An 18,104-nucleotide genomic window follows, 5' to 3' on the forward strand; every position below is an offset into this window, starting at 1 on the left:
GCCGTCTGTCAGTTAGCCTCCTCTCAACAATGCCTGGAAAGGGCGGGGGAAGGCAGGGAAACGATGACGGGCAAGGCTGAAGTGGGCCGCACGATGCGGCGACGCGGTGTAGGTTGGGCGATCCGGGCGGCAGCCTTGGTGATCGTCCTGCTGTTTGGAGCCGCCAACTATCTCGTGCTGGACTATGCGATTGAGCGGGCCGACAGTTTCGTCGCCGAGACCGAGCGCACGCTGGTGCGCAATGAATTCAGCCACCAGATCGATCAGGTCGTGCAATACCAGAGCCAGCTCTCCTTCTGGGACAAGACGTTCAACGAACTGGCGGACGGCATGCCGGACGACACTTTCGTGCGCGATCAGATGCGGGACTGGATGTGGTCTGATTTTGGCTTTTCCTGGATGATCTTCACCTCGCCGGATGGCGAGAAAGTGCTCGGCGTACAGCGCGGCGAAAAGGTTTCCGAACGCAAGGCCCGTGAAAAGTTGCACTGGGTAAGCGATCTAACCCGTAAGGCGGAGCGCGCCTATCGCGAGGCGCTGTCGCCCGATCGCGGCGGCTGGCAGGTCGCCGGTGGCAAGGCGGACCCGGACCTGCTGACACCGGCGTTACCTGAAATCCACGTTTCCGGCATGCGCTTGATCGACCGGGTGATGAGCATCGTCGTGGTGCAGGCGGTTGTTCCCAAGACGCTTTACATTCCTGCAAGCCGGCTCGAGCCGACGCTGCTGATCACCGTAAAACCCGTCTCGCAGAAGATGCTTGCGAGTACCGAGCGGCGCCTCGGCCTACGCGATCTTGGTTTCACGCCGATCGTGACGCAGGAGCAGGGGCTCCTTATGACGCCGGTTGGCGGCGATGCCTACAACCCGATGGTCACCTCCTGGCGGCCCAACATGCCAGGGTCCTTCGTGTGGCGCTCGGCGTTGCCGCAGATCGCGTTGTTCGTGCTGGTCTTTGCCGGCGTTATGCTCTTCGTCACCTTGCGCTTTTCCGCGCTTGTCAGGGCGCTCCAGCGCAGCGAGACGAAGAACGCCTTCCTGGCGCGGCACGATCCGTTGACCGGGCTCAAGAACCGTAGCGGCTTTGACGAGGAAGTGTCGCGCGCCATCAGGAAGGGCGAAAACAGGCCCTTCACGATCCTCGCGCTCGACCTCGACCGGTTCAAGGCGGTCAACGACCGACATGGACATGCGGCGGGGGATGCGGTGCTCCAGGCGGTCGCTCGACGTTTCTCTGATCGTGTCGGCCAGTACGGTTGCGTCGCCCGTCTGGGGGGTGACGAATTTTCCGTTCTGCTGACGGGCGAGCATAGCCGCGAGCACCTCGTGGAGCTTGCCGCCAGTCTCGTGCTGGATACGCAGATCCCGATCGCCTATGACGGACAGCTTCTCCTGATCGGCGGTAGCGCCGGCATCGCCCAGTTCCCGCACCATGGCAAGACTGTGCACGACGTCATGGTCATGGCCGATGCCGCACTTTATGCAGCCAAGAACGGTGGCCGCAACCGTGCGGTCCATGCTGGAGATATCGACAGCGTGGAGATTGCGGATGTCGGCGAGGCCCGCGCCGCCTGACGCTTGCCGCATACGGGCAGGTCTGCGGCGCAGGAAGACTTGATCGCATCGCCAGGTCATGCGCATATCGTTCCCGTCAGGTGCCCGCTTTTGCGGGAGAATCGGGAATCCGGTGCGGGCTTGAAAAGCCCAGGCCCGGAACGTGCCCAACGCTATGACGGGGATGGCGCGCACCGTAAAAGCTTGAATCGATTCAGGCTTTTGCCACTGGTTGTTCAACCGGGAAGGCAGGTGCTTGCCGCGCGACCCGAAGTCAGAAGACCGGCCTGGCAAGATAGACCGAACCGCGTGGACGGCGGCAGGTTGTACGCATTGTTGGGGAGAAAACGATGCGAACAGAACCGTGGGACCCTCTGGTCCAGGCGGGCGCCTTTTCTTGCAAGGACAGGCAAGCCGTCTATCGTGCCATCGAAACGCGCCGCGACGTGCGCGACCAGTTCCTGCCCGATCCACTGCCGGACGATCTCGTCGGCCGTCTGCTGCATGCCGCGCACAGCGCGCCGTCCGTCGGCTTCATGCAGCCGTGGAATTTTCTCAAGGTGCGCAGCGAGACGACCCGGCGGCGGGTACATGCCGCATTTCAAAAAGCCAATGCCGAGGCGGCGGCGATGTTCGAAGGCGAGCGGCAGGGACAGTATCGCGCCCTGAAGCTCGAAGGCATTCTCAAGGCGCCGCTCTCGATTTGCGTGACCTGTGATCCGACGCGCGGCGGAACGGTGGTGCTGGGGCGCACCCACAATCCGCGCATGGATGTCTATTCCACGGTCTGCGCCGTGCAGAACCTCTGGCTCGCAGCGCGGGCGGAGGGGGTGGGCGTCGGCTGGGTCAGCATCTTTCACGATAGCGACGTCCGGGACATCCTCGGCATCCCAGAGCATATCGAGATCGTCGCCTGGCTTTGCGTCGGTTTTGTCGATCGACTCTATGCCGAGCCGGAGCTTGCGGTGAAGGGGTGGCGGCAGCGCCTGCCGCTGGAAGAACTGGTGTTCGAGGAGCGTTGGCCGGAAACCGGCGTCAGTTGACGCCAGCATCGGCCGGACGGCCGAGGTCGATGGCGGATTGGTTTGCCGGCAGGAAGACCGGGCCGACCGTGCGCACCTTGCTGGTCGCCGGATCGTAGTCGCGTTCCTCGATCGTCACCGGCGTCTTGATCGCTGTTTCCGCCTTTTTCGGCAGGGTGTCGATCCTGGTGATCGAGCCACCGTCGTCGCCGTTCGATGCCTGTGCGGGGTCGCCCTTCAGCGCCTTCTCGCGCTTGATCATCTCCTGGTAATAGGCCGAGAGATTGCAGCCGCAGGCGCCGGGCTTGGAAAGGTCACGCGTGCGGTAGGAGAAGGCGTTCTGCAGCTCGTAATAGGGACGGCCGGTGACCGTCGAGGTCATCTGGTCGGTTTCCTGCCCGTTCGTCATTGACTGGTAGAAGAGTTCGGTCTCCGTCTGCGGGCACATCATGCTGCAGACTTGCTGGTCACGCCGAAAATCGAGCGGCGTGGCGCCTGAGGAAATCGGGAAGAAGCCGCCGTCGCAGGTGCGCACGCAGACGGTGCGCAGGTTGCCGTGGCCAGTGCTGCCGCCAAGCGAGCGCAATTCCAGCCGCCCGCTGCCATCCGGCATGGTGCCGAGCGGCAGGCTGTGTGTTTCATCGGGCGTGCGCAGCGTTTCGGTCGCCGCGACGGGCATCACTTTTGCTTCGTCGTTGCAGCCGTTCGTCTCAAACGAGGCGAGCAGACGTTTGCGCTTGCCGTCGTTGGACGTGCCACCGGAGAATTCGCGGCGCTTCCTGTCGAGAATCTGGAGATTGCGCTCCATCTTGCCGATGACCGATTCCAGCGTGTCGCACGCCTCTGCGTTCGGTCCACCGACGACGATGATGCTGCCGCCAGAGCAGCCGAGGCGGCGCTGGTCGCCCTTGGCCTTGCGAAGCTGGATGTTCTGGCGCGCGATGGCGCCGGCATATTTGCGGGCGCTCGACGTATCGACCAACACGCGTGGCAGGTTGGCAAGCTCGGCCTGGATGCGCTCGCACACGTTCGCGGCCGCCGTGCCGCCGAAGAATAACAACGGCAGGCCGGTAGCAACGGCAAAAAGAAGACTGGCGCGTCTTTTCAAGTCGTCGATCCCATGAATGTGCGTTTGAGCGGCAATCCCACCGCATATGCAGGCCTTATCATAGGCTACCGGGGGGGAAGCGCAACGCGCTCCCGCATTTGTGATTAACGCGCAAGGGAAACATGATTTTAAAACTCAGCTTCTAGGCCGGGCCGCGTAATTGATCTCCCCCGAGGCTTGGTGTAGCACTCTCGGCACATACAACAGCCGGTTTGCGCGTTTCTCGCGCAGTCGCCCTCAAGGCGCGAAGCCGGCCCCTTGCAGGCAGGTGCACATGCGGATTTCGTCAGTTTTGCTCAGTCCTCTCTACGCGCTTCAGGTCGCGTCCGGCGCCAAATCCTTTGCCGACAACCCCATCATCGGCAGCAAATGGCTGAACAGGAAGGGCCTGCACGAAAAGCGCGTCTCGCTCGCCATGCGCATGGCCGCCTGGCGCCGGACCAAGCTGGAAACAACGGTCGCGTCGGAATATCGCCGGCAATATGCCGAGAACGGCTTCGTGAAGATCGAGAACTTCCTGTCCCCCGAGGATTTCGCCGCGGCCACCCGCGAACTCGCCGAGCGTGATTTCGAGCGCTACGACATGAAGCAGGGCGCCACGGTGACCCGCCGCGCGATCATCGACGACAGCGATCTGGAAAGCCTGCCGGGCTTCAAGGCGGCGCGCAATGACCCGCGGCTCACCAATCTGCTGCGCTATGTGTCCTCCCATGCTGGCCAGCCGCTGCTCGTCGTCCAGGTGGTGATGGCCCTGCCGTCGGTCATAGCCAAGGGCTCCACCGATCCGCAGACCGCCCTGCACAGCGATACGTTCCAGCCGACGGCCAAGGCCTGGCTCTTCCTGCGCGACGTCAACGAGGAGGACGGCCCCTTTGCCTACGTGCCTGGCTCGCACGAGATGACGCCGCAGCGCACCGCCTGGGAGCGTCGCATCAGCGAAAATCCCGATGCTATCGAAAACATCTATTCCGCCCGTGGCTCGCTGCGCATCATGCCCGATGAGCTTGGAGCGCTCGGCTATGGCCAGCCGGTCAAGATGACCGTCAAGGCCAATACGCTGATCGTCGCCGACACGCATGGTTTTCATGCGCGCAGCCCGAGCTACAAGACGACGACGCGCATCGAGATCTATGGCTCGCTGCGCCGCAATCCCTTCCTGCCGTTCACCGGCCTGCACCTCGCGTCGCTACCGTTCATCGCCTCCGGCATGAACCGGCTGATCATTTCGGCGATGGGCCTGCGCGGCAAGCTCGGGCTCAAGGGATCGCCCTGGCATCCCGCCGGCAATGGCAAGGCGGACGAGTGGTCGAAGCGGCTGGATCAGCCGCCGGCGGCCTGAGCCTTTCGAACTGCCGAACCGGCCTCGGGCTTGCAAGCCGGTCGGTTCGGCCCTAAATCTCCGGCATCGTCAATGCTGACCGGCTGGTGCACCATGGAATTCAACCCGAACACAAATCGACTTCGTTTTGTTCTCGGGGATTACCATGCCTGCTTCCATCACACTTTCCAAAATCACGTGGTCCACGCCTGACGGCCACATCCTCCTTTCCAATCTCGACCTGAGCTTCGGTGCCGAGCGCGCCGGCCTTGTCGGCCGCAATGGCGCCGGCAAGACGACGTTGCTGAAGCTCGTGACCGGCGATCTTGCGCCACAGGCCGGCACCGTCACGGTGGACGGCACGCTCGGCCTGTTGCGCCAGAGCGTGCAGGTTGCGGCGGATGAGACGGTCGCAAGCCTCTTCGGCATCGTCGAGGCCCTCGATCTGCTTGACCGTGCAGAGCGCGGCGAGGCGGACGCCGATGCCCTTGCCGATGCGGACTGGACGCTGGAGACGCGGCTTGCCGCAGCTCTTGCCCGTGTCGGTCTGTCTGCCGAACCGGGCACGCGGTTGACGGCGCTTTCCGGCGGGCAGCGCACACGCGCGGCGCTTGCGGCCCTCATCTTCAGCGAACCGGATTTCCTGCTGCTCGACGAGCCGACCAACAATCTCGACCGGGAAGGGCGCCGGGCGGTCATCGACCTGCTTGCGAGTTGGCGGGCAGGCGCGATCGTCGTCAGCCACGACAGGGAGCTGCTCGAAACGATGGACGCCATCGTCGAACTGACAACGCTAGGCGCCGCGCGCTATGGCGGCAACTGGAGCGCCTATCGCGCCCGCAAGGCGCTGGAGCTTTCGGCCGCGCACCGCGACCTCGCTGGTGCCGAAAAACAGGCCACGGAGGTGGCGCGGAACATGCAGGCCATCGCCGAGCGCAAGGCGCGCAAGGACAGCGCCGGACGCCGGAAGAAGGCGCGGGGCGATATTCCCCGCATCATGCTGGGCGCCATGAAGGAGCGCAGCGAGTTGACGAGCGGAGCCAATGCCCGCCTTGCCGAAAGCCGGCAGGGGCAGGCCGCCGAGGCGGTGACGGCGGCGCGCGAGCGCATCGAAATCCTCCAGCCGCTGACCGTTGCCGTTCCGTCGACCCATCTGGCCACTGGCAAGACGGTGTTGAAGATCGAGAATGTCACGGTCGGGTATGCGCCAGATCAGCCGGTGCTGCGCGATCTTTCCCTGGTGATCACCGGGCCCGAGCGGATCGCGGTGACGGGGTCGAGCGGTTCCGGGAAGACGACGCTGCTTGCCCTCGTCACCGGCCAGTTGCAGCCCTGGCAGGGGAGCGTGCGGGGCTTTACCGACGTCGCCATGCTTGATCAGAGTGTGAGCCTGCTCGATCCATCGCTGTCGATCCGCGACAATTTCCGGCAGCTCAATCCCGGCGCGGATGAAAATACCTGCCGCGCGGCACTGGCGCGTTTCATGTTCCGCGCAGATGCCGCCTTGCAGATTGTCGGCAGTCTCAGCGGCGGGCAATTGCTGCGCGCGGGCCTCGCCTGTGTGCTTGGCGGTGGCACACCGCCGGCGCTGCTGATCCTCGATGAGCCGACGAACCATCTGGACATCGATTCGATCGAAGCGGTGGAGGCGGGGCTGCGCGCCTATGACGGCGCGCTCCTTGTCGTCAGTCACGATGAGCCGTTTCTGGCGGCGATCGGCATCACGCGTCGGGTGGAGCTCGTGGCTGCATGAGCGGAAGGCCGGGCTTTGGCCCGGCCTTCCGCGATCAACTGCGGCCGAAACGCTCGATCACCTCGGCGAGCGGGATATGGCCTTTGAAAGCGCCAGAGCCAGCTGGCGTTTCACCGGCTTCCAGCGCCGTAGCGAAGTTGACCGCCGGGTTTGCTTCCAACAAGCGACGAACCTTTTCGATGCGCGGCCAGCGGCTTGCCGGTGCCACCTCGTGATAGTCTAGCCAGCGGGCGACGCCGATGAGCACCCCGTCCGCCAGCGTGGGATGCTCGCCCACGAGGTAGGGTGTGTCGCCGAGCATGGCCTCCAGCTTGTCGTGCCGCTCGATGACGCCTTTACGTCCATATGTCTGCAGCGACTGCTGCAGCACAGGGTCCGGCGTCTCCATCTCCAGCGCCGACCAGAGCGGGCTGAAGGCACCGGTAAAGCCGGTGTTGAGGTAGGCCATCAGCTGGATCATGCGATCGGCTTCGGGCGCGGTGGGGGCGAAGCTGATGCGCCGTTCCGTGTCGCGCGCGGCGAGCCATTGGGCGATCGCCATGGTTTCGGTGATGACGCGGCCGTCATCGGTGACGAGGGCCGGCGTCTCGTGCCGGGCGTTGAGACGGGCATAGGCGGGGTCGCGCATTTCGCCCAGCATGTCGACGCGGCAGAGCCTGTAGGGCTTGCCGAGCCATTCCAGCGCGGCGACGAGGCCCATGGAGCTTCCGGCGGGGAAGCCGTAGATGAGGATCGGTTCCAATGTTGTTCTCCGTGATTTCTGTTGACCACGCTGCGCAGCGACACTGGACCTAAGCCTTGCCCGCCCCCATGTAAATTACGCACATTTTTGTCACCACGCCGGAGCCCGCGATGAAAGATCTCGTTTCCCGTTGCCCGATCGAGGAGGTCATGCAGGTGCTGGGCGGCCGGTGGCCGACGCTGCTGATCTACTATCTGAAGGATGGCACCAAGCGTTTCAGCGATCTGCGACGCGACAATCCGACGGTCTCGCATCGCATCCTCACGCTGGAATTGCGTAAGCTGGAAAAGGCCGGCTTGGTCGAGCGCACGGTCTTTGACGGTTATCCGCTGCGCGTCGAATATGATCTGACGCCTGCCGGCCTCACCCTGATGCCGCTGATCGATGCGCTGGGCGACTGGTGGGAGGGGCATGACGGCGCCCGCCCGGCGCCAAAAACGAAAACGGCCGCCGAAGCGGCGGCCGTTTCGTAAGGCAGGCCTTTCCGATCAGATCGAACCGTCCGGATAGGAGGCTTCGACGACGGCAAGGGCGGCCATGTTGACGACGCCGCGCGAGGTGGCGGACGGCGACAGGATGTGGGCGGGCAGGGCGGCGCCAAGCAGGATCGGGCCGACATGCAGGCTGTCCGTCATCGTCTTGACCACGCCGAGCGTGATGTTGGCGGCGTCAAGGTTCGGGAAAACGAGCAGGTTTGCTTCGCCCGTCAGCGTCGAATTCGGCATGACGCGCTGGCGTAGCGCCTCGGAAATGGCGGCATCGCCGTGCATTTCACCGTCAGCCTCGAGGTCCGGATCCGTCTCCCGCACAAGCTCCATGGCCCGTCGCATCTTGAAGGCGCTTTCGGAATCGCGTGAACCGAAATTCGAGTGCGAGACGAGGGCGGCGCGCGGCGTGATGCCGAATCGGCGGATTTCCTGCGCCGCCATCACCGTCATCTGGGCGACCGCTTCGGCGGTCGGCTCGCAGGTGACGTAGGTATCGGTGAAGAAGGTGGCACCGCGCTGCGAGATGAGCAGGCTGAGTGCCGAGAAATCGAGCACGCCGTCCCTCTTGCCGATGATCTGGCGCACATCGCGCAGATGCCGGGCATAGCGGCCTTCGACGCCGCAGATCAGCGCGTCGGCTTCGCCACGCTTGACGGCGAGCGCCCCAATGACCGTCTGGTTCGTGCGCACGATGGTGCGGGCAGCTTCCGGGTTCACGCCCTTGCGGCCGACGATGCGGAAATAGTCGTCGACATAGTCACGGTAGCGCGGATCGTCCTCCGGGTTCACCACCTCGAAATCGACGGTCGGGCGCACACGCAGGCCATACCGCTTGAGGCGCGCTTCGATGATGTGCGGGCGGCCGATGAGGATCGGCTTGGCGATATCCTCTTCCAGCAGCACCTGGGCGGCGCGCAGCACGCGCTCGTCCTCGCCTTCGGCGAAGATCACGCGTTTCTTTTCTGCCTTCTTCGCGGCGGCGAAGATCGGCTTCATGATGAAGCCCGAGCGCCAGACGAAGCGGTTCAACTGATCGAGATAGGCGTCGAAATCGGTTATCGGGCGCGTGGCAACGCCGGTTTCCGCCGCCGCACGGGCAACGGCCGGCGCGATGCGCAGGATGAGGCGCTGGTCGAAGGGCGAGGGGATCAGGTAGTTCGGGCCAAAGCTCGGCGTGTCGCCGGAATAGGCGCGGGCGGCAACGTCCGACACTTCCTCGCGGGCAAGCGCTGCGATCGCCCGGACCGCCGCCATCTTCATCTCCTCGTTGATCGTGCGCGCACCGCAATCGAGCGCGCCGCGGAAGATGTAGGGGAAGCAGAGGACGTTGTTGACCTGGTTGGGGAAGTCCGAGCGGCCGGTGCAGATCATCGCGTCAGGGCGGGCGGCGCGCGCTTCTTCCGGCATGATTTCCGGCGTCGGGTTGGCGAGCGCCATGATCAACGGCCGTTCGGCCATGCGGGCGAGCAGTTCCGGCTTCAGGACACCGGCGGCCGAAAGGCCGAGGAAGACGTCGGCGCCGTCGATGCTTTCGGAAAGCTGGCGCTTGTCCGTCTCCTGTGCATAAACGTCCTTCCATCGGTCCATCAGCACTTCGCGGCCCTTGTAGACGAGGCCTTCGAGATCGTGCACCCAGATGTTCTCGACCTTGGCGCCGAGCACGACGAGCTGGTTGAGGCAGGCGAGTGCCGCGGCGCCGGCCCCGGAGGCGACGATCTTGGCGTCAGCCAGGGCTTTTCCAGCCAGTTCCAGACCGTTCAGCACTGCGGCGGCGACGATGATCGCCGTGCCATGCTGGTCGTCGTGGAAGACGGGGATGTCCATCTTTTCGCGCAGCTGGCGTTCGACTTCAAAACATTCCGGCGCCTTGATGTCTTCCAGGTTGATGCCGCCGAAGGTCGGCTCCAGCGCCGAGACAACGCTGACCATCTCGTCGACGGTCGGTGCGTCGATCTCGATGTCGAACACGTCGATGCCGGCGAATTTCTTGAAGAGGACCGCTTTGCCTTCCATCACCGGCTTGGAAGCGAGGGGGCCGATATTGCCGAGGCCGAGAACAGCCGTGCCGTTCGATACGACGGCGACGAGGTTGGCGCGCGCCGTATAGTCGGCGGCCGTGCTCGGATCGTCGCGGATGGCAAGACACGGGGCAGCCACGCCGGGTGAATAGGCGAGCGCCAGGTCGCGCTGGTTGCCGAGCGGCTTGGTGGCAGTGATCTCGAGCTTGCCGGGGCGGGGGTAACGGTGGAAGAAGAGGGCCTGTTGGTCGATGTCGCCGCTTGCCGGACCGTCCTGCGTCCTCGATTTATCACCCGTGCTCATAGTGCTCCCTGCCATATGCTGTTTTCGTTGCGGCCATTCCTGACACGAAACCGCCGCGACGTGAAGTTTTCGGAACATTCCATAAAGCCGCATTCATCGACCTGTGCAATGCCTATTTGCGGATCGAAAATGCATAGGTGTGTCATCAATCTGAAACAGGAGTCTGGTTTTCAACGGTATGAAAGCCGCCCTTCATGACGATGTTCGCGGCGGCCGGCCACCCGGAGAACCACGCATGACTGTGACCCCCGCTGACCCGAACATTCGCTACTTCCGTACGCTGTTCATCTCGGACGTGCATCTGGGATCGAAGGCAGCCAAGGCGGACTTTCTGATCGACTTCCTGCGGCATCATGAAGCGGAGACGATCGTGCTCGTCGGCGACATCGTCGACGGCTGGCGCCTGAAGCGCAACTGGTACTGGCCGCAGGCCTTCAATGATGTGACCCAAAAACTCCTGCGCAAGGCGCGCAAGGGCACGCGCATCATCTACATCCCCGGCAACCATGACGAATTCCTGCGCGAGTTCCCAGGCACCCATTTCGGCGGCGTCGAGGTGGCGGAGCGCATCATTCATGAAGCGGCCGATGGCAAGCGCTACCTCGTGCTGCATGGCGACGAATTCGACGTCGTCGTGCGCCATGCCCGCGTCGTCGCCTATCTCGGCGACTGGGCCTATGATGCAGCCATCGCCATCAACGTCGTATTCGCCGCCGTCCGCCGCCGGCTCGGCCTGCCAGACTGGTCCTTCTCGTCCTGGGCCAAGCAGCAGGTGAAATCGGCGGTGAATTTCATCGGCGAGTTCCAGAAGGTCGTCGTCGAAGAGGCGCGACGCAACGACGCCGACGGTGTCATCTGCGGGCACATCCACCACGCCGTCATCACCGAGATCGACGGCATCCGCTACATCAACAGCGGCGATTGGGTGGAGAGCTGCACGGCGATCGCCGAGCATCATGATGGCGAGATGGAGCTGATCACCTGGCAGAAGCTCGCAACGACGCCTGCGGAAGTGATTCCGGTGTCGCGCCAGATGCTGGCGATGGAGGCCCGCGAGCCGGAGGCCGCATAGTCGGCTTTCACAAACTGGGCATTGTCGGCAAAGGGCAGAAATAGCGGATTGGCGTACGTACATCGGCGTGATAGAGCCGAGGCGTTCCAACGCAGGTTCCCCGCCAATGACCGCCCCTTCCGGGTTTTCCGTGACCGCCGGCGCGCCGCCGTATTTCGCCGCGCGCATCGCCCTTGTTTTCTGCGCGCCGATGATGGTCAACGGCATTGCGCTGCCGTTTTTTCCGGTCTGGCTGGAAACGCTGAAGATGAGCGATTTCCAGATCGGCATCGTGCTTGCCGTGCCGATGTTCGTGCGCGTCTTCACCGCGCCCATTGCCGGCGTGGTGGCCGACCGGCTCGGCGAGCGCTCGATCGTGCTCATCTGGTCGGGCGTGCTGTCGCTGGTGACGGCGGTCGCGCTGTTTGCGACCGGGTCTTTCTGGCCGATATTGCTGCTCTATACGCTCCAGGGCGCGGTCTACTCCCCCTATGTGCCGATTACCGAGGCGATCATGCTTTCCGGCGTGCGGCGCTGGAATTTCGATTACGGCAAGATGCGGCTCTGGGGCTCGCTCGCCTTTGTCGTGGCGACGATGGTCGGCGGCTGGCTCGCCGGGCTGTTCGGCGGTGCCATGGTGCTTCCCGCGATGGCCGTTGCCTTCGTCCTGACTGTGCTCGCCGCGTTGATTGCGCCGAAAACCGGCAAGCCGCGCCGCCCGTCACCCATTGCGGCCGTGGCGACGATGCCGACGAAAAGCACATTGCGCCTATGGGATGTGCAGCTCCTGATGATTGGCGGCTCGCTTGTCAGTGCAAGTCACGCGATGCTTTTCGCGTTTTCGGCAATCTATTGGCAGAAAATGGGGTTCAGCGGCACCGATGTGGGCATTCTTTGGAGTGCCGGCGTTCTCGCCGAAGTGGTCATGTTTGTCTTTTCCGTGCAACTGCGCCGGCGGTTTAATCTGTGGTCCATGATGACGCTCGGCTGTGCCGTCGCCGTCGTCCGGTGGGCGCTCTTTCCTATCGAAATGTCATTTACCGGTTATCTCGTGCTGCAGTGCCTGCATGCCTTTACCTATGCGATCATCCACATGAGCCTGCAAAGCCGGCTCGTGGAGCGTGTCGCAGAGGAGCAGGAGGGTGCCGCGCAAGGGCTCTACTTCTTCTACAACGGCATCTTCATGGCCATCGCCACGTTCGCCTCCGGCTATGTCTTCAGCTGGTATGGCGTGAGCGGCTTCTATTTGATGTCGGCGGTCGCTGCGGCTGGCCTTGTCTGCGTCGTGGCCGGCCGGTTTGTTGCTCCGCGCCCGGACATTCAGCCCCAGAGTGTGGCTTCCGGCGGATAGACGTCCGAGCCCTCGTAGTGGAGGCCGGGCTCCCGGTCCCGGGCAAGCAGCAGAGGGCCGTCGAGATCGACGAAATCGGCGCCCTGCGCGAGTAGCATGGCCGGCGCCATGCCAAGCGAGGTGCCGACCATGCAGCCCACCATGATCTTCAGGCCGTGCTCCTTGGCCGCCTCGCGCAGCATCAGTGCCTCCGTCAGCCCGCCGGCCTTGTCGAGCTTGATGTTGATCGCATCATAGCGGTCGGCGAGCTTTGCCACATCCGCCGTCCGGTGCACGCTCTCGTCGGCGCAGACGAGGATGGGGCGGGCATGGTCGCGGAGCGCCGAATCATTATCGGCGGCAAGCGGTTGTTCCACCAGCGCAATGCGCGCCTCGGCGCAGATCGAAAAATGATAGGCGAGATTTTCCGGCGTCCAGCCTTCGTTGGCATCGAGGATGATGGCGCTTTCCGGCGCCCCGGCGCGGACCGCACGGATGCGTTCGGCATCGTCGGCGGTGCCGACCTTGACCTTCAGCAGCGGACGCCACGCATGTTCCGCTGCCTGGCGCTGCATCGCCTCCGGTTCACCGAGCGAAAGCGTATAGGCGGTGACGAGTTTTTGCGGGGCGGCGGTGTTGATCACCTGCCAGGTCGGCACGCCGGAGAGTTTGGCTTCCAGATCCCAGAGCGCGCAATCGAGCGCATTGCGCGCCGCGCCCGCCGGCATCAGGCTGGCAAGGTCCTCACGGCCAATGCCGTCTTCGATGGCGCCGCGCATCTCCTCGATTGCGGCCAGCACGCTGGCGACCGATTCGCCGTAGCGGCCGTAGGGCACGCATTCGCCGCGTCCTGTCAGTCCCGAAGCGCCGATCGCGCAGGTTACCACCTCGGCCGTTGTCTTCGCGCCGCGCGAAATGGTGAAGGCCCCGGCAATCGGAAAGCTTTCGCTGGCGGCAAGAAGGGTTCGGTGCATCATGTCGATCATGGGGGCCTGAAAAAATCGAGGCGGGACGGGGCTTTTACCGGTTCGTTCGGTGACAGATGGCCGGCGAGCCGATAAGACAGGCGCATGTTGTCCCAAGCACGGGAAGATGCAAGAGATTTGACCGCCAGCCCCTCAGCCGAAATTGTGACCGAAAGCCTGTCGGGCAAGGACGGGGAGATCTGGCGTGTCTCCGGCCGCTGGGTGAACGTGACCGCGGTGGCCGCCAGCAAGCGGCTGGCCGGAATCTCTGGCGAAAAGGGCTCCACCCTCGAAATCGATCTCAGCGGCGTTGCCGAAATGGATACCGCCGGCGCCTGGCTGCTGCGCCGGGCGATCACCGAGCGGCAGGCCGGCGGTGGCGCGGTGAGCGTTACCGACCGTCAGGGTGCGCACTACGCAGACCTGATTGCGGCGCTTCCCGAAAAACTTGCCGAACCACGGATTGAGAAGGGGCCACGGGCCTCGCGCTTCGAGCGGACCTTCGCGCCGATTGGCCGTGCCATGGTCGAAGTCTGGGATGATGCGGTCGCCGCCATGTTCATTCTCGGCTCGGCCGTGCGCGGTGCGCAGCTGAAGCTCGGGCGCCAGAGTGGCCTGTCACCTGCCGCCATCGTGCACCAGATCGACCGCATGGGCGTACGCGCCGTTCCGATCATTCTCCTGATGTCTTTCCTGATTGGCGCGATCATCGCCCAGCAGGGAGCCTTCCAGCTCCGTTACTTCGGCGCCGAAGTCTTCGTCGTCGATCTCGTCAGCATTCTCCAGCTCCGCGAAATCGGCGTGTTGCTGACCGCCATCATGATCGCCGGTCGATCGGGTAGCGCGATTACGGCCGAAATCGGCTCGATGAAGATGCGCGAAGAGATCGATGCGCTGAAGGTCATGGGGTTGAGCCCGATCGGCGTGCTGGTGTTTCCGCGCCTGGTTGCGCTCACCGTGGCATTGCCGCTGCTCACGATCATTGCCAACTTTGCAGCATTGTTCGGCGCGGCCGTTGTCGCCTGGTCCTATTCCGGCATCACGTTCGACACATTCCTGTCGCGGCTTCGCGAGGCGATCGACCTTTCGACGATCGTCTCGGGCATGATCAAGGCGCCGTTCATGGCGCTGATCATCGGCATTGTCGCTTCCGTGGAGGGACTGAAGGTCGGCGGCAGCGCCGAATCACTCGGCCGCCACGTTACTGCCTCCGTCGTGAAGTCGATCTTCGTCGTCATCCTCGTCGACGGACTCTTCGCCATATTCTATGCCGCAATCGACTTCTAAGGGTACTCATGGATTCGGCTTCGGCAAAACAGGATAATGTGGTGCTCTCGGTCAAGGATCTGACCGTCGGATTCGGCAGCAATATCGTCCTCGACAAGCTCAACCTCGATATCTACCGCGGCGAAATCCTCGGCTTCGTCGGCGCGTCCGGCACCGGCAAGTCGGTGCTGATGCGCACGGTGCTGCGGCTTCTGTCGCGCCGCTCCGGTGCGATCCGCATTTTCGATACGGATTTCGACAAGGCGAGCGAGACGGAACGCCTGGCGCTCGACATGAAGCTCGGTGTGCTCTTCCAGCATGGCGCGCTGTTTTCCGCGCTGACGGTCAAGGAGAACATCCAGGTGCCGATGCGCGAATATCTCGACCTGCCACAGGCGATGATGGACGAGCTGGCGCGCCTGAAGATCGAGCTGGTTGGCCTTGCGCCCGAAGCAGCGGACAAGTTCCCCTCCGAACTTTCGGGCGGCATGATCAAGCGCGCGGCATTGGCACGCGCGCTGGCGCTCGATCCGGCGCTGGTTTTCCTCGATGAGCCGACCTCGGGTCTCGACCCGATCGGTGCTGCCGAATTCGATGAGCTGATCGCCAAACTGCGCGACACCCTCGGACTGACCGTGTATATGGTGACTCACGACCTCGACAGCCTGTTTTCGGTGTGTGATCGCATCGCCGTTCTCGGGCAGAAGAAGGTTCTGGTTGAAGGCACGATCGAGGACATGCTGGCCTTTGACGATCCGTGGGTGCAGTCCTATTTCCGGGGCAAGCGTGCACGGTCGATCGTGCGAAAGACGTAAGGAGCACCCGGGCCTCTTGGTCCCGGCGGATGGAATTGCGAGCGGGATAGCCTGAAGCATGGAAACGAAAGCCAATTACGCCCTCGTCGGCTTCTTCACCGTGCTGGTCATGGCAGCCGCCTTCGGCTTCGTCTACTGGATGTCGCAATATGGTCGCGGCGGCGAGATGGCGCAGCTCGCGATCCGCATTCCCGGCTCGGCGAACGGCCTTTCCGTCGGTTCGCCGGTGCGCTTCAACGGTATTCCCGTCGGCTCCGTGCGTAGCCTTGCCATCGATGCCAAGGATCCGCTTTTCTCTGTCGCCATGACGGAGGTCGCGACTTCGGCACCGGTCAAGCAGTCCACCAAGGCCGTACTCGAAGTGCAGGGCCTGACGGGGGCCGCCTATATTGAGCTCTCCGGCGGTGCCGCGAACGACCAGAATATCCTGCGCCAGGCCTTCGATACCGAAACGGCGGCGGTGCTCCAGGCCGAGCAGTCCAGCGTGACGAACATCCTTTCGACGGCTGACAAGATCTTGAAGCGGGCTGACACCGCGATCACCGATATCCAGGGCTTTGTCGCGGACGCACGCGGCCCGCTCACCAACACGATCCGCAATGCCGATCAGTTTTCGGGCTCGCTTGCCCGCAACGGCGAGAAAATCGACGAATTCCTGCAAAGCGTCGGCGGCCTGTCGGAGACCTTCACGAACCTGTCCAGTCGCCTCGACACCGTGCTCGCATCGGTCGACGGTCTCATCAAGGCGGTCGATCCGAAGAAGGTCGAGGACTTTGTCGGCAATGTCGACAAGGTCAGCAAGGATATCGCTGCGGCTTCCGGCGACATCAAGACGACCGTGGAAGGCTTCCGCAAGACGGCCGAGACGTTCGACACCTTCGGCAAGCGGGCAACGGCAACGCTCGACAAGGTTGATAGTCTTGTCGCGGCCGTCGATACGCAGAAGGTCGGTGGAGCGATCGACAACATTTCCGTGGCGACGGCGGATGCGCGCAAGGCGATTGCCTCCGTCACCGGCGTTGCCAACAGCATCGGCGAGCGTAAAGAGGATATCGACCAGATCATCACCGACGTGCAGCAAATGAGCAACAAGCTGAACGCCGCGTCGTCCCGCGTCGATGGTGTACTGGCAAAGCTCGACGGCTTCCTGGGCGAGGGCGATTCGGAATCGCTGTTCGCCGAGGCCAAGGCGACGCTGCAATCGATCAAGCAGGCCGCCGATACGCTGAATGGCCGAATCGGGCCGATCGCCGACGGGATTCAGCGGTTCTCCGGCTCCGGCCTGCGGGATGTCGAGGCACTCGTGCTCGATACCCGCCGGACAATCCAGAATCTCGATAGCGCGATTTCCGGTTTCGAGCGCAATCCGCAGCGTCTTCTGTTCGGCGGCGAGACGGTCAAGCAGTATGACGGCCGCACCCGGCGCTGATCCAGCGGGGAAGTGTGGCCCTATCTCCACAATGGTTAACGGCCGGAGACCGGACATGAATTTGTCCGATCCCGCAACCGTGACAGCATGCCGTGCCACTGCTACACATCTGGGCACAAGGGTTTGAGGACGACATGACGGTATCGGGTATGGAGTTGTTGCGGAACGGGACTGTGGTGCGTGCCGCGTTCATCGCCGTACTGGCAGCAACGCTCGCCGCGTGCGGCAGCACGCAGGCCAAGAACGACACGTTCAGCCTGTCCACCGTGGCATCCGTCGAAGGGCCATCCGCCAAGAACCGGCAGATTCTCGTGCCGCAACCCTCGGCGCTGAAGGCACTCGACAGCGAACAGATCGTCATCCGCCCGTCGCCTTCGGAGATCCAGTATCTCGCCCAGGCGCAATGGAGCGACAGCCTGAGCAAGATGGTACAGGCCAAGCTGGTTCAGGCCTTCGAGAACACCGGCCGAGTCGGCGGCGTAGGGCGGCCGGGCGAGGGGCTGGCGATCGATTACCAGATCGCCACCGACATCCGATCGTTCGAAGTGCAGACCTCCGGCGGGAATACGGCCGTGGTGGAAATTTCCGCAAAGCTGCTCAATGATCGCAATGGCACGGTGCGGGCGCAGAAGGTGTTTCGCGCAACGGTGCCGGTAAACGGATCCGGCAGCACGGCTTTTGTGAAGGGGCTTGATGCGGCCTTTGCGGCGGTCACTGCCGATATCGTCGGCTGGACGCTGAGCTCGATCTGATCAACCAAAGCTCTAGAGCATTTCCGTTTTCTTCGAATCGCGAAAACGCTCTAATTTTTTGTTTTCGCGAAATTCCGGACGCAACATCGCTACGCACTTTTGCTGGAATTGCTCTAGAGGCCGTGGGCGGGGGTTTAAGAGGACCGGCATGTGGGTTAAAGGGGTTTTTTAACCCAGGATGGCCGAAAA

General features: G+C 63.3%; 15 protein-coding genes and 1 riboswitch. Of the genes, 11 read left to right on the plus strand and 4 right to left on the minus strand.

All coding sequences use genetic code 11. The features are described from left to right. Positions 1-63 precede the first annotated feature (63 nt). Positions 64-1,575: a diguanylate cyclase domain-containing protein gene (locus ACT6VE_RS04220; protein ID WP_444797347.1), complete on the plus strand. Its 1,512-nt coding sequence runs from the start codon at positions 64-66 to the stop codon at positions 1,573-1,575. Between the two features lie 61 nt (positions 1,576-1,636). Continuing rightward, a riboswitch (cobalamin riboswitch) is annotated at positions 1,637-1,859 on the plus strand. 45 nt (positions 1,860-1,904) lie between these two features. Further along, complete coding sequence (bluB, locus tag ACT6VE_RS04225) at positions 1,905-2,597, plus strand: 5,6-dimethylbenzimidazole synthase (protein ID WP_444797348.1); 693 nt, start codon at positions 1,905-1,907, stop codon at positions 2,595-2,597. Here bluB and ACT6VE_RS04230 read toward each other — a convergent pair. Next, complete coding sequence (locus ACT6VE_RS04230) at positions 2,590-3,684, minus strand: DUF2865 domain-containing protein (RefSeq protein WP_444797349.1); 1,095 nt, start codon at positions 3,682-3,684, stop codon at positions 2,590-2,592. The genes bluB and ACT6VE_RS04230 overlap by 8 nt on opposite strands. A 274-nt stretch (positions 3,685-3,958) precedes the next feature. On the opposite strand from ACT6VE_RS04230, the gene ACT6VE_RS04235 reads away from it, so the two are divergent. Together ACT6VE_RS04235 and ACT6VE_RS04240 are read left to right on the plus strand one after the other, a co-directional pair. After that, positions 3,959-5,023, plus strand: a complete 1,065-nt coding sequence (locus tag ACT6VE_RS04235; protein WP_444797350.1) for a phytanoyl-CoA dioxygenase family protein — start codon at positions 3,959-3,961, stop codon at positions 5,021-5,023. 145 nt (positions 5,024-5,168) lie between these two features. Beyond that, entirely contained in the window at positions 5,169-6,755 is a 1,587-nt protein-coding gene (locus ACT6VE_RS04240) for an ABC-F family ATP-binding cassette domain-containing protein (protein WP_444797351.1), read from the plus strand. Positions 6,756-6,789: 34 nt separating this feature from the next. Here the strand turns inward: ACT6VE_RS04240 and ACT6VE_RS04245 are convergent, their stop codons facing one another. Then, positions 6,790-7,497 (minus strand): glutathione S-transferase family protein, encoded by a 708-nt coding sequence (locus ACT6VE_RS04245; protein ID WP_444797352.1) that lies wholly within the window; start codon positions 7,495-7,497, stop codon positions 6,790-6,792. Between the two features lie 110 nt (positions 7,498-7,607). Between ACT6VE_RS04245 and ACT6VE_RS04250 the strand changes: the two genes are divergently transcribed. Continuing rightward, positions 7,608-7,970 (plus strand): winged helix-turn-helix transcriptional regulator, encoded by a 363-nt coding sequence (locus ACT6VE_RS04250; RefSeq protein ID WP_444797353.1) that lies wholly within the window; start codon positions 7,608-7,610, stop codon positions 7,968-7,970. Positions 7,971-7,985: 15 nt separating this feature from the next. Here the strand turns inward: ACT6VE_RS04250 and ACT6VE_RS04255 are convergent, their stop codons facing one another. Continuing rightward, positions 7,986-10,307: an NADP-dependent malic enzyme gene (locus ACT6VE_RS04255; protein WP_444797354.1), complete on the minus strand. Its 2,322-nt coding sequence runs from the start codon at positions 10,305-10,307 to the stop codon at positions 7,986-7,988. Positions 10,308-10,542: 235 nt separating this feature from the next. Here ACT6VE_RS04255 and ACT6VE_RS04260 point away from each other — a divergent pair, with 235 nt between their 5' ends. Continuing rightward, on the plus strand, positions 10,543-11,379 hold the full coding sequence (locus ACT6VE_RS04260; protein ID WP_444797355.1) for a UDP-2,3-diacylglucosamine diphosphatase: 837 nt from the start codon (positions 10,543-10,545) through the stop codon (positions 11,377-11,379). Positions 11,380-11,485: 106 nt separating this feature from the next. Beyond that, positions 11,486-12,709, plus strand: a complete 1,224-nt coding sequence (locus tag ACT6VE_RS04265) for an MFS transporter (protein WP_444797356.1) — start codon at positions 11,486-11,488, stop codon at positions 12,707-12,709. Here the strand turns inward: ACT6VE_RS04265 and dgcA are convergent. After that, entirely contained in the window at positions 12,679-13,662 is a 984-nt protein-coding gene (gene dgcA, locus ACT6VE_RS04270) for an N-acetyl-D-Glu racemase DgcA (RefSeq protein ID WP_444797357.1), read from the minus strand. The genes ACT6VE_RS04265 and dgcA overlap by 31 nt on opposite strands. A gap of 96 nt (positions 13,663-13,758) precedes the next feature. Between dgcA and ACT6VE_RS04275 the strand changes: the two genes are divergently transcribed. The 4 genes from ACT6VE_RS04275 to ACT6VE_RS04290 all read left to right on the plus strand — a co-directional run bounded on the left by ACT6VE_RS04275 (position 13,759) and on the right by ACT6VE_RS04290 (position 17,915). Further along, positions 13,759-14,940: an MlaE family lipid ABC transporter permease subunit gene (locus tag ACT6VE_RS04275; RefSeq protein ID WP_444797358.1), complete on the plus strand. Its 1,182-nt coding sequence runs from the start codon at positions 13,759-13,761 to the stop codon at positions 14,938-14,940. Between the two features lie 8 nt (positions 14,941-14,948). Then, entirely contained in the window at positions 14,949-15,734 is a 786-nt protein-coding gene (locus ACT6VE_RS04280) for an ABC transporter ATP-binding protein (RefSeq protein WP_444797359.1), read from the plus strand. Between the two features lie 58 nt (positions 15,735-15,792). Further along, positions 15,793-17,163 carry an MlaD family protein gene (locus ACT6VE_RS04285; RefSeq protein WP_444797360.1) on the plus strand — a complete coding sequence of 457 codons (1,371 nt, stop codon included), beginning with the start codon at positions 15,793-15,795 and terminating at the stop codon, positions 17,161-17,163. A 134-nt stretch (positions 17,164-17,297) separates the two neighbouring features. Next, positions 17,298-17,915, plus strand: a complete 618-nt coding sequence (locus ACT6VE_RS04290) for an ABC-type transport auxiliary lipoprotein family protein (RefSeq protein WP_444797361.1) — start codon at positions 17,298-17,300, stop codon at positions 17,913-17,915. Positions 17,916-18,104: the final 189 nt, after the last annotated feature.

The sequence above is a fragment of the Shinella sp. genome (genome assembly GCF_052438155.1).
Taxonomy (GTDB): Bacteria; Pseudomonadota; Alphaproteobacteria; order Rhizobiales; family Rhizobiaceae; genus Shinella.

Excerpts from the sequence above, each read along its gene's own strand:
- ACT6VE_RS04220 (WP_444797347.1), top strand. The coding sequence starts at position 64 with ATGACGGGCAAGGCTGAAGTGGGCCGCACGATGCGGCGACGCGGTGTA.
- bluB (WP_444797348.1), top strand. The coding sequence starts at position 1,905 with ATGCGAACAGAACCGTGGGACCCTCTGGTCCAGGCGGGCGCCTTTTCT.
- ACT6VE_RS04235 (WP_444797350.1), top strand. The coding sequence starts at position 3,959 with ATGCGGATTTCGTCAGTTTTGCTCAGTCCTCTCTACGCGCTTCAGGTC.
- ACT6VE_RS04240 (WP_444797351.1), top strand. The coding sequence starts at position 5,169 with ATGCCTGCTTCCATCACACTTTCCAAAATCACGTGGTCCACGCCTGAC.
- ACT6VE_RS04250 (WP_444797353.1), top strand. The coding sequence starts at position 7,608 with ATGAAAGATCTCGTTTCCCGTTGCCCGATCGAGGAGGTCATGCAGGTG.
- ACT6VE_RS04255 (WP_444797354.1), bottom strand. The coding sequence starts at position 10,307 with ATGAGCACGGGTGATAAATCGAGGACGCAGGACGGTCCGGCAAGCGGC.
- ACT6VE_RS04260 (WP_444797355.1), top strand. The coding sequence starts at position 10,543 with ATGACTGTGACCCCCGCTGACCCGAACATTCGCTACTTCCGTACGCTG.
- ACT6VE_RS04265 (WP_444797356.1), top strand. The coding sequence starts at position 11,486 with ATGACCGCCCCTTCCGGGTTTTCCGTGACCGCCGGCGCGCCGCCGTAT.
- dgcA (WP_444797357.1), bottom strand. The coding sequence starts at position 13,662 with ATGCACCGAACCCTTCTTGCCGCCAGCGAAAGCTTTCCGATTGCCGGG.
- ACT6VE_RS04275 (WP_444797358.1), top strand. The coding sequence starts at position 13,759 with ATGTTGTCCCAAGCACGGGAAGATGCAAGAGATTTGACCGCCAGCCCC.
- ACT6VE_RS04280 (WP_444797359.1), top strand. The coding sequence starts at position 14,949 with ATGGATTCGGCTTCGGCAAAACAGGATAATGTGGTGCTCTCGGTCAAG.
- ACT6VE_RS04285 (WP_444797360.1), top strand. The coding sequence starts at position 15,793 with ATGGAAACGAAAGCCAATTACGCCCTCGTCGGCTTCTTCACCGTGCTG.
- ACT6VE_RS04290 (WP_444797361.1), top strand. The coding sequence starts at position 17,298 with ATGACGGTATCGGGTATGGAGTTGTTGCGGAACGGGACTGTGGTGCGT.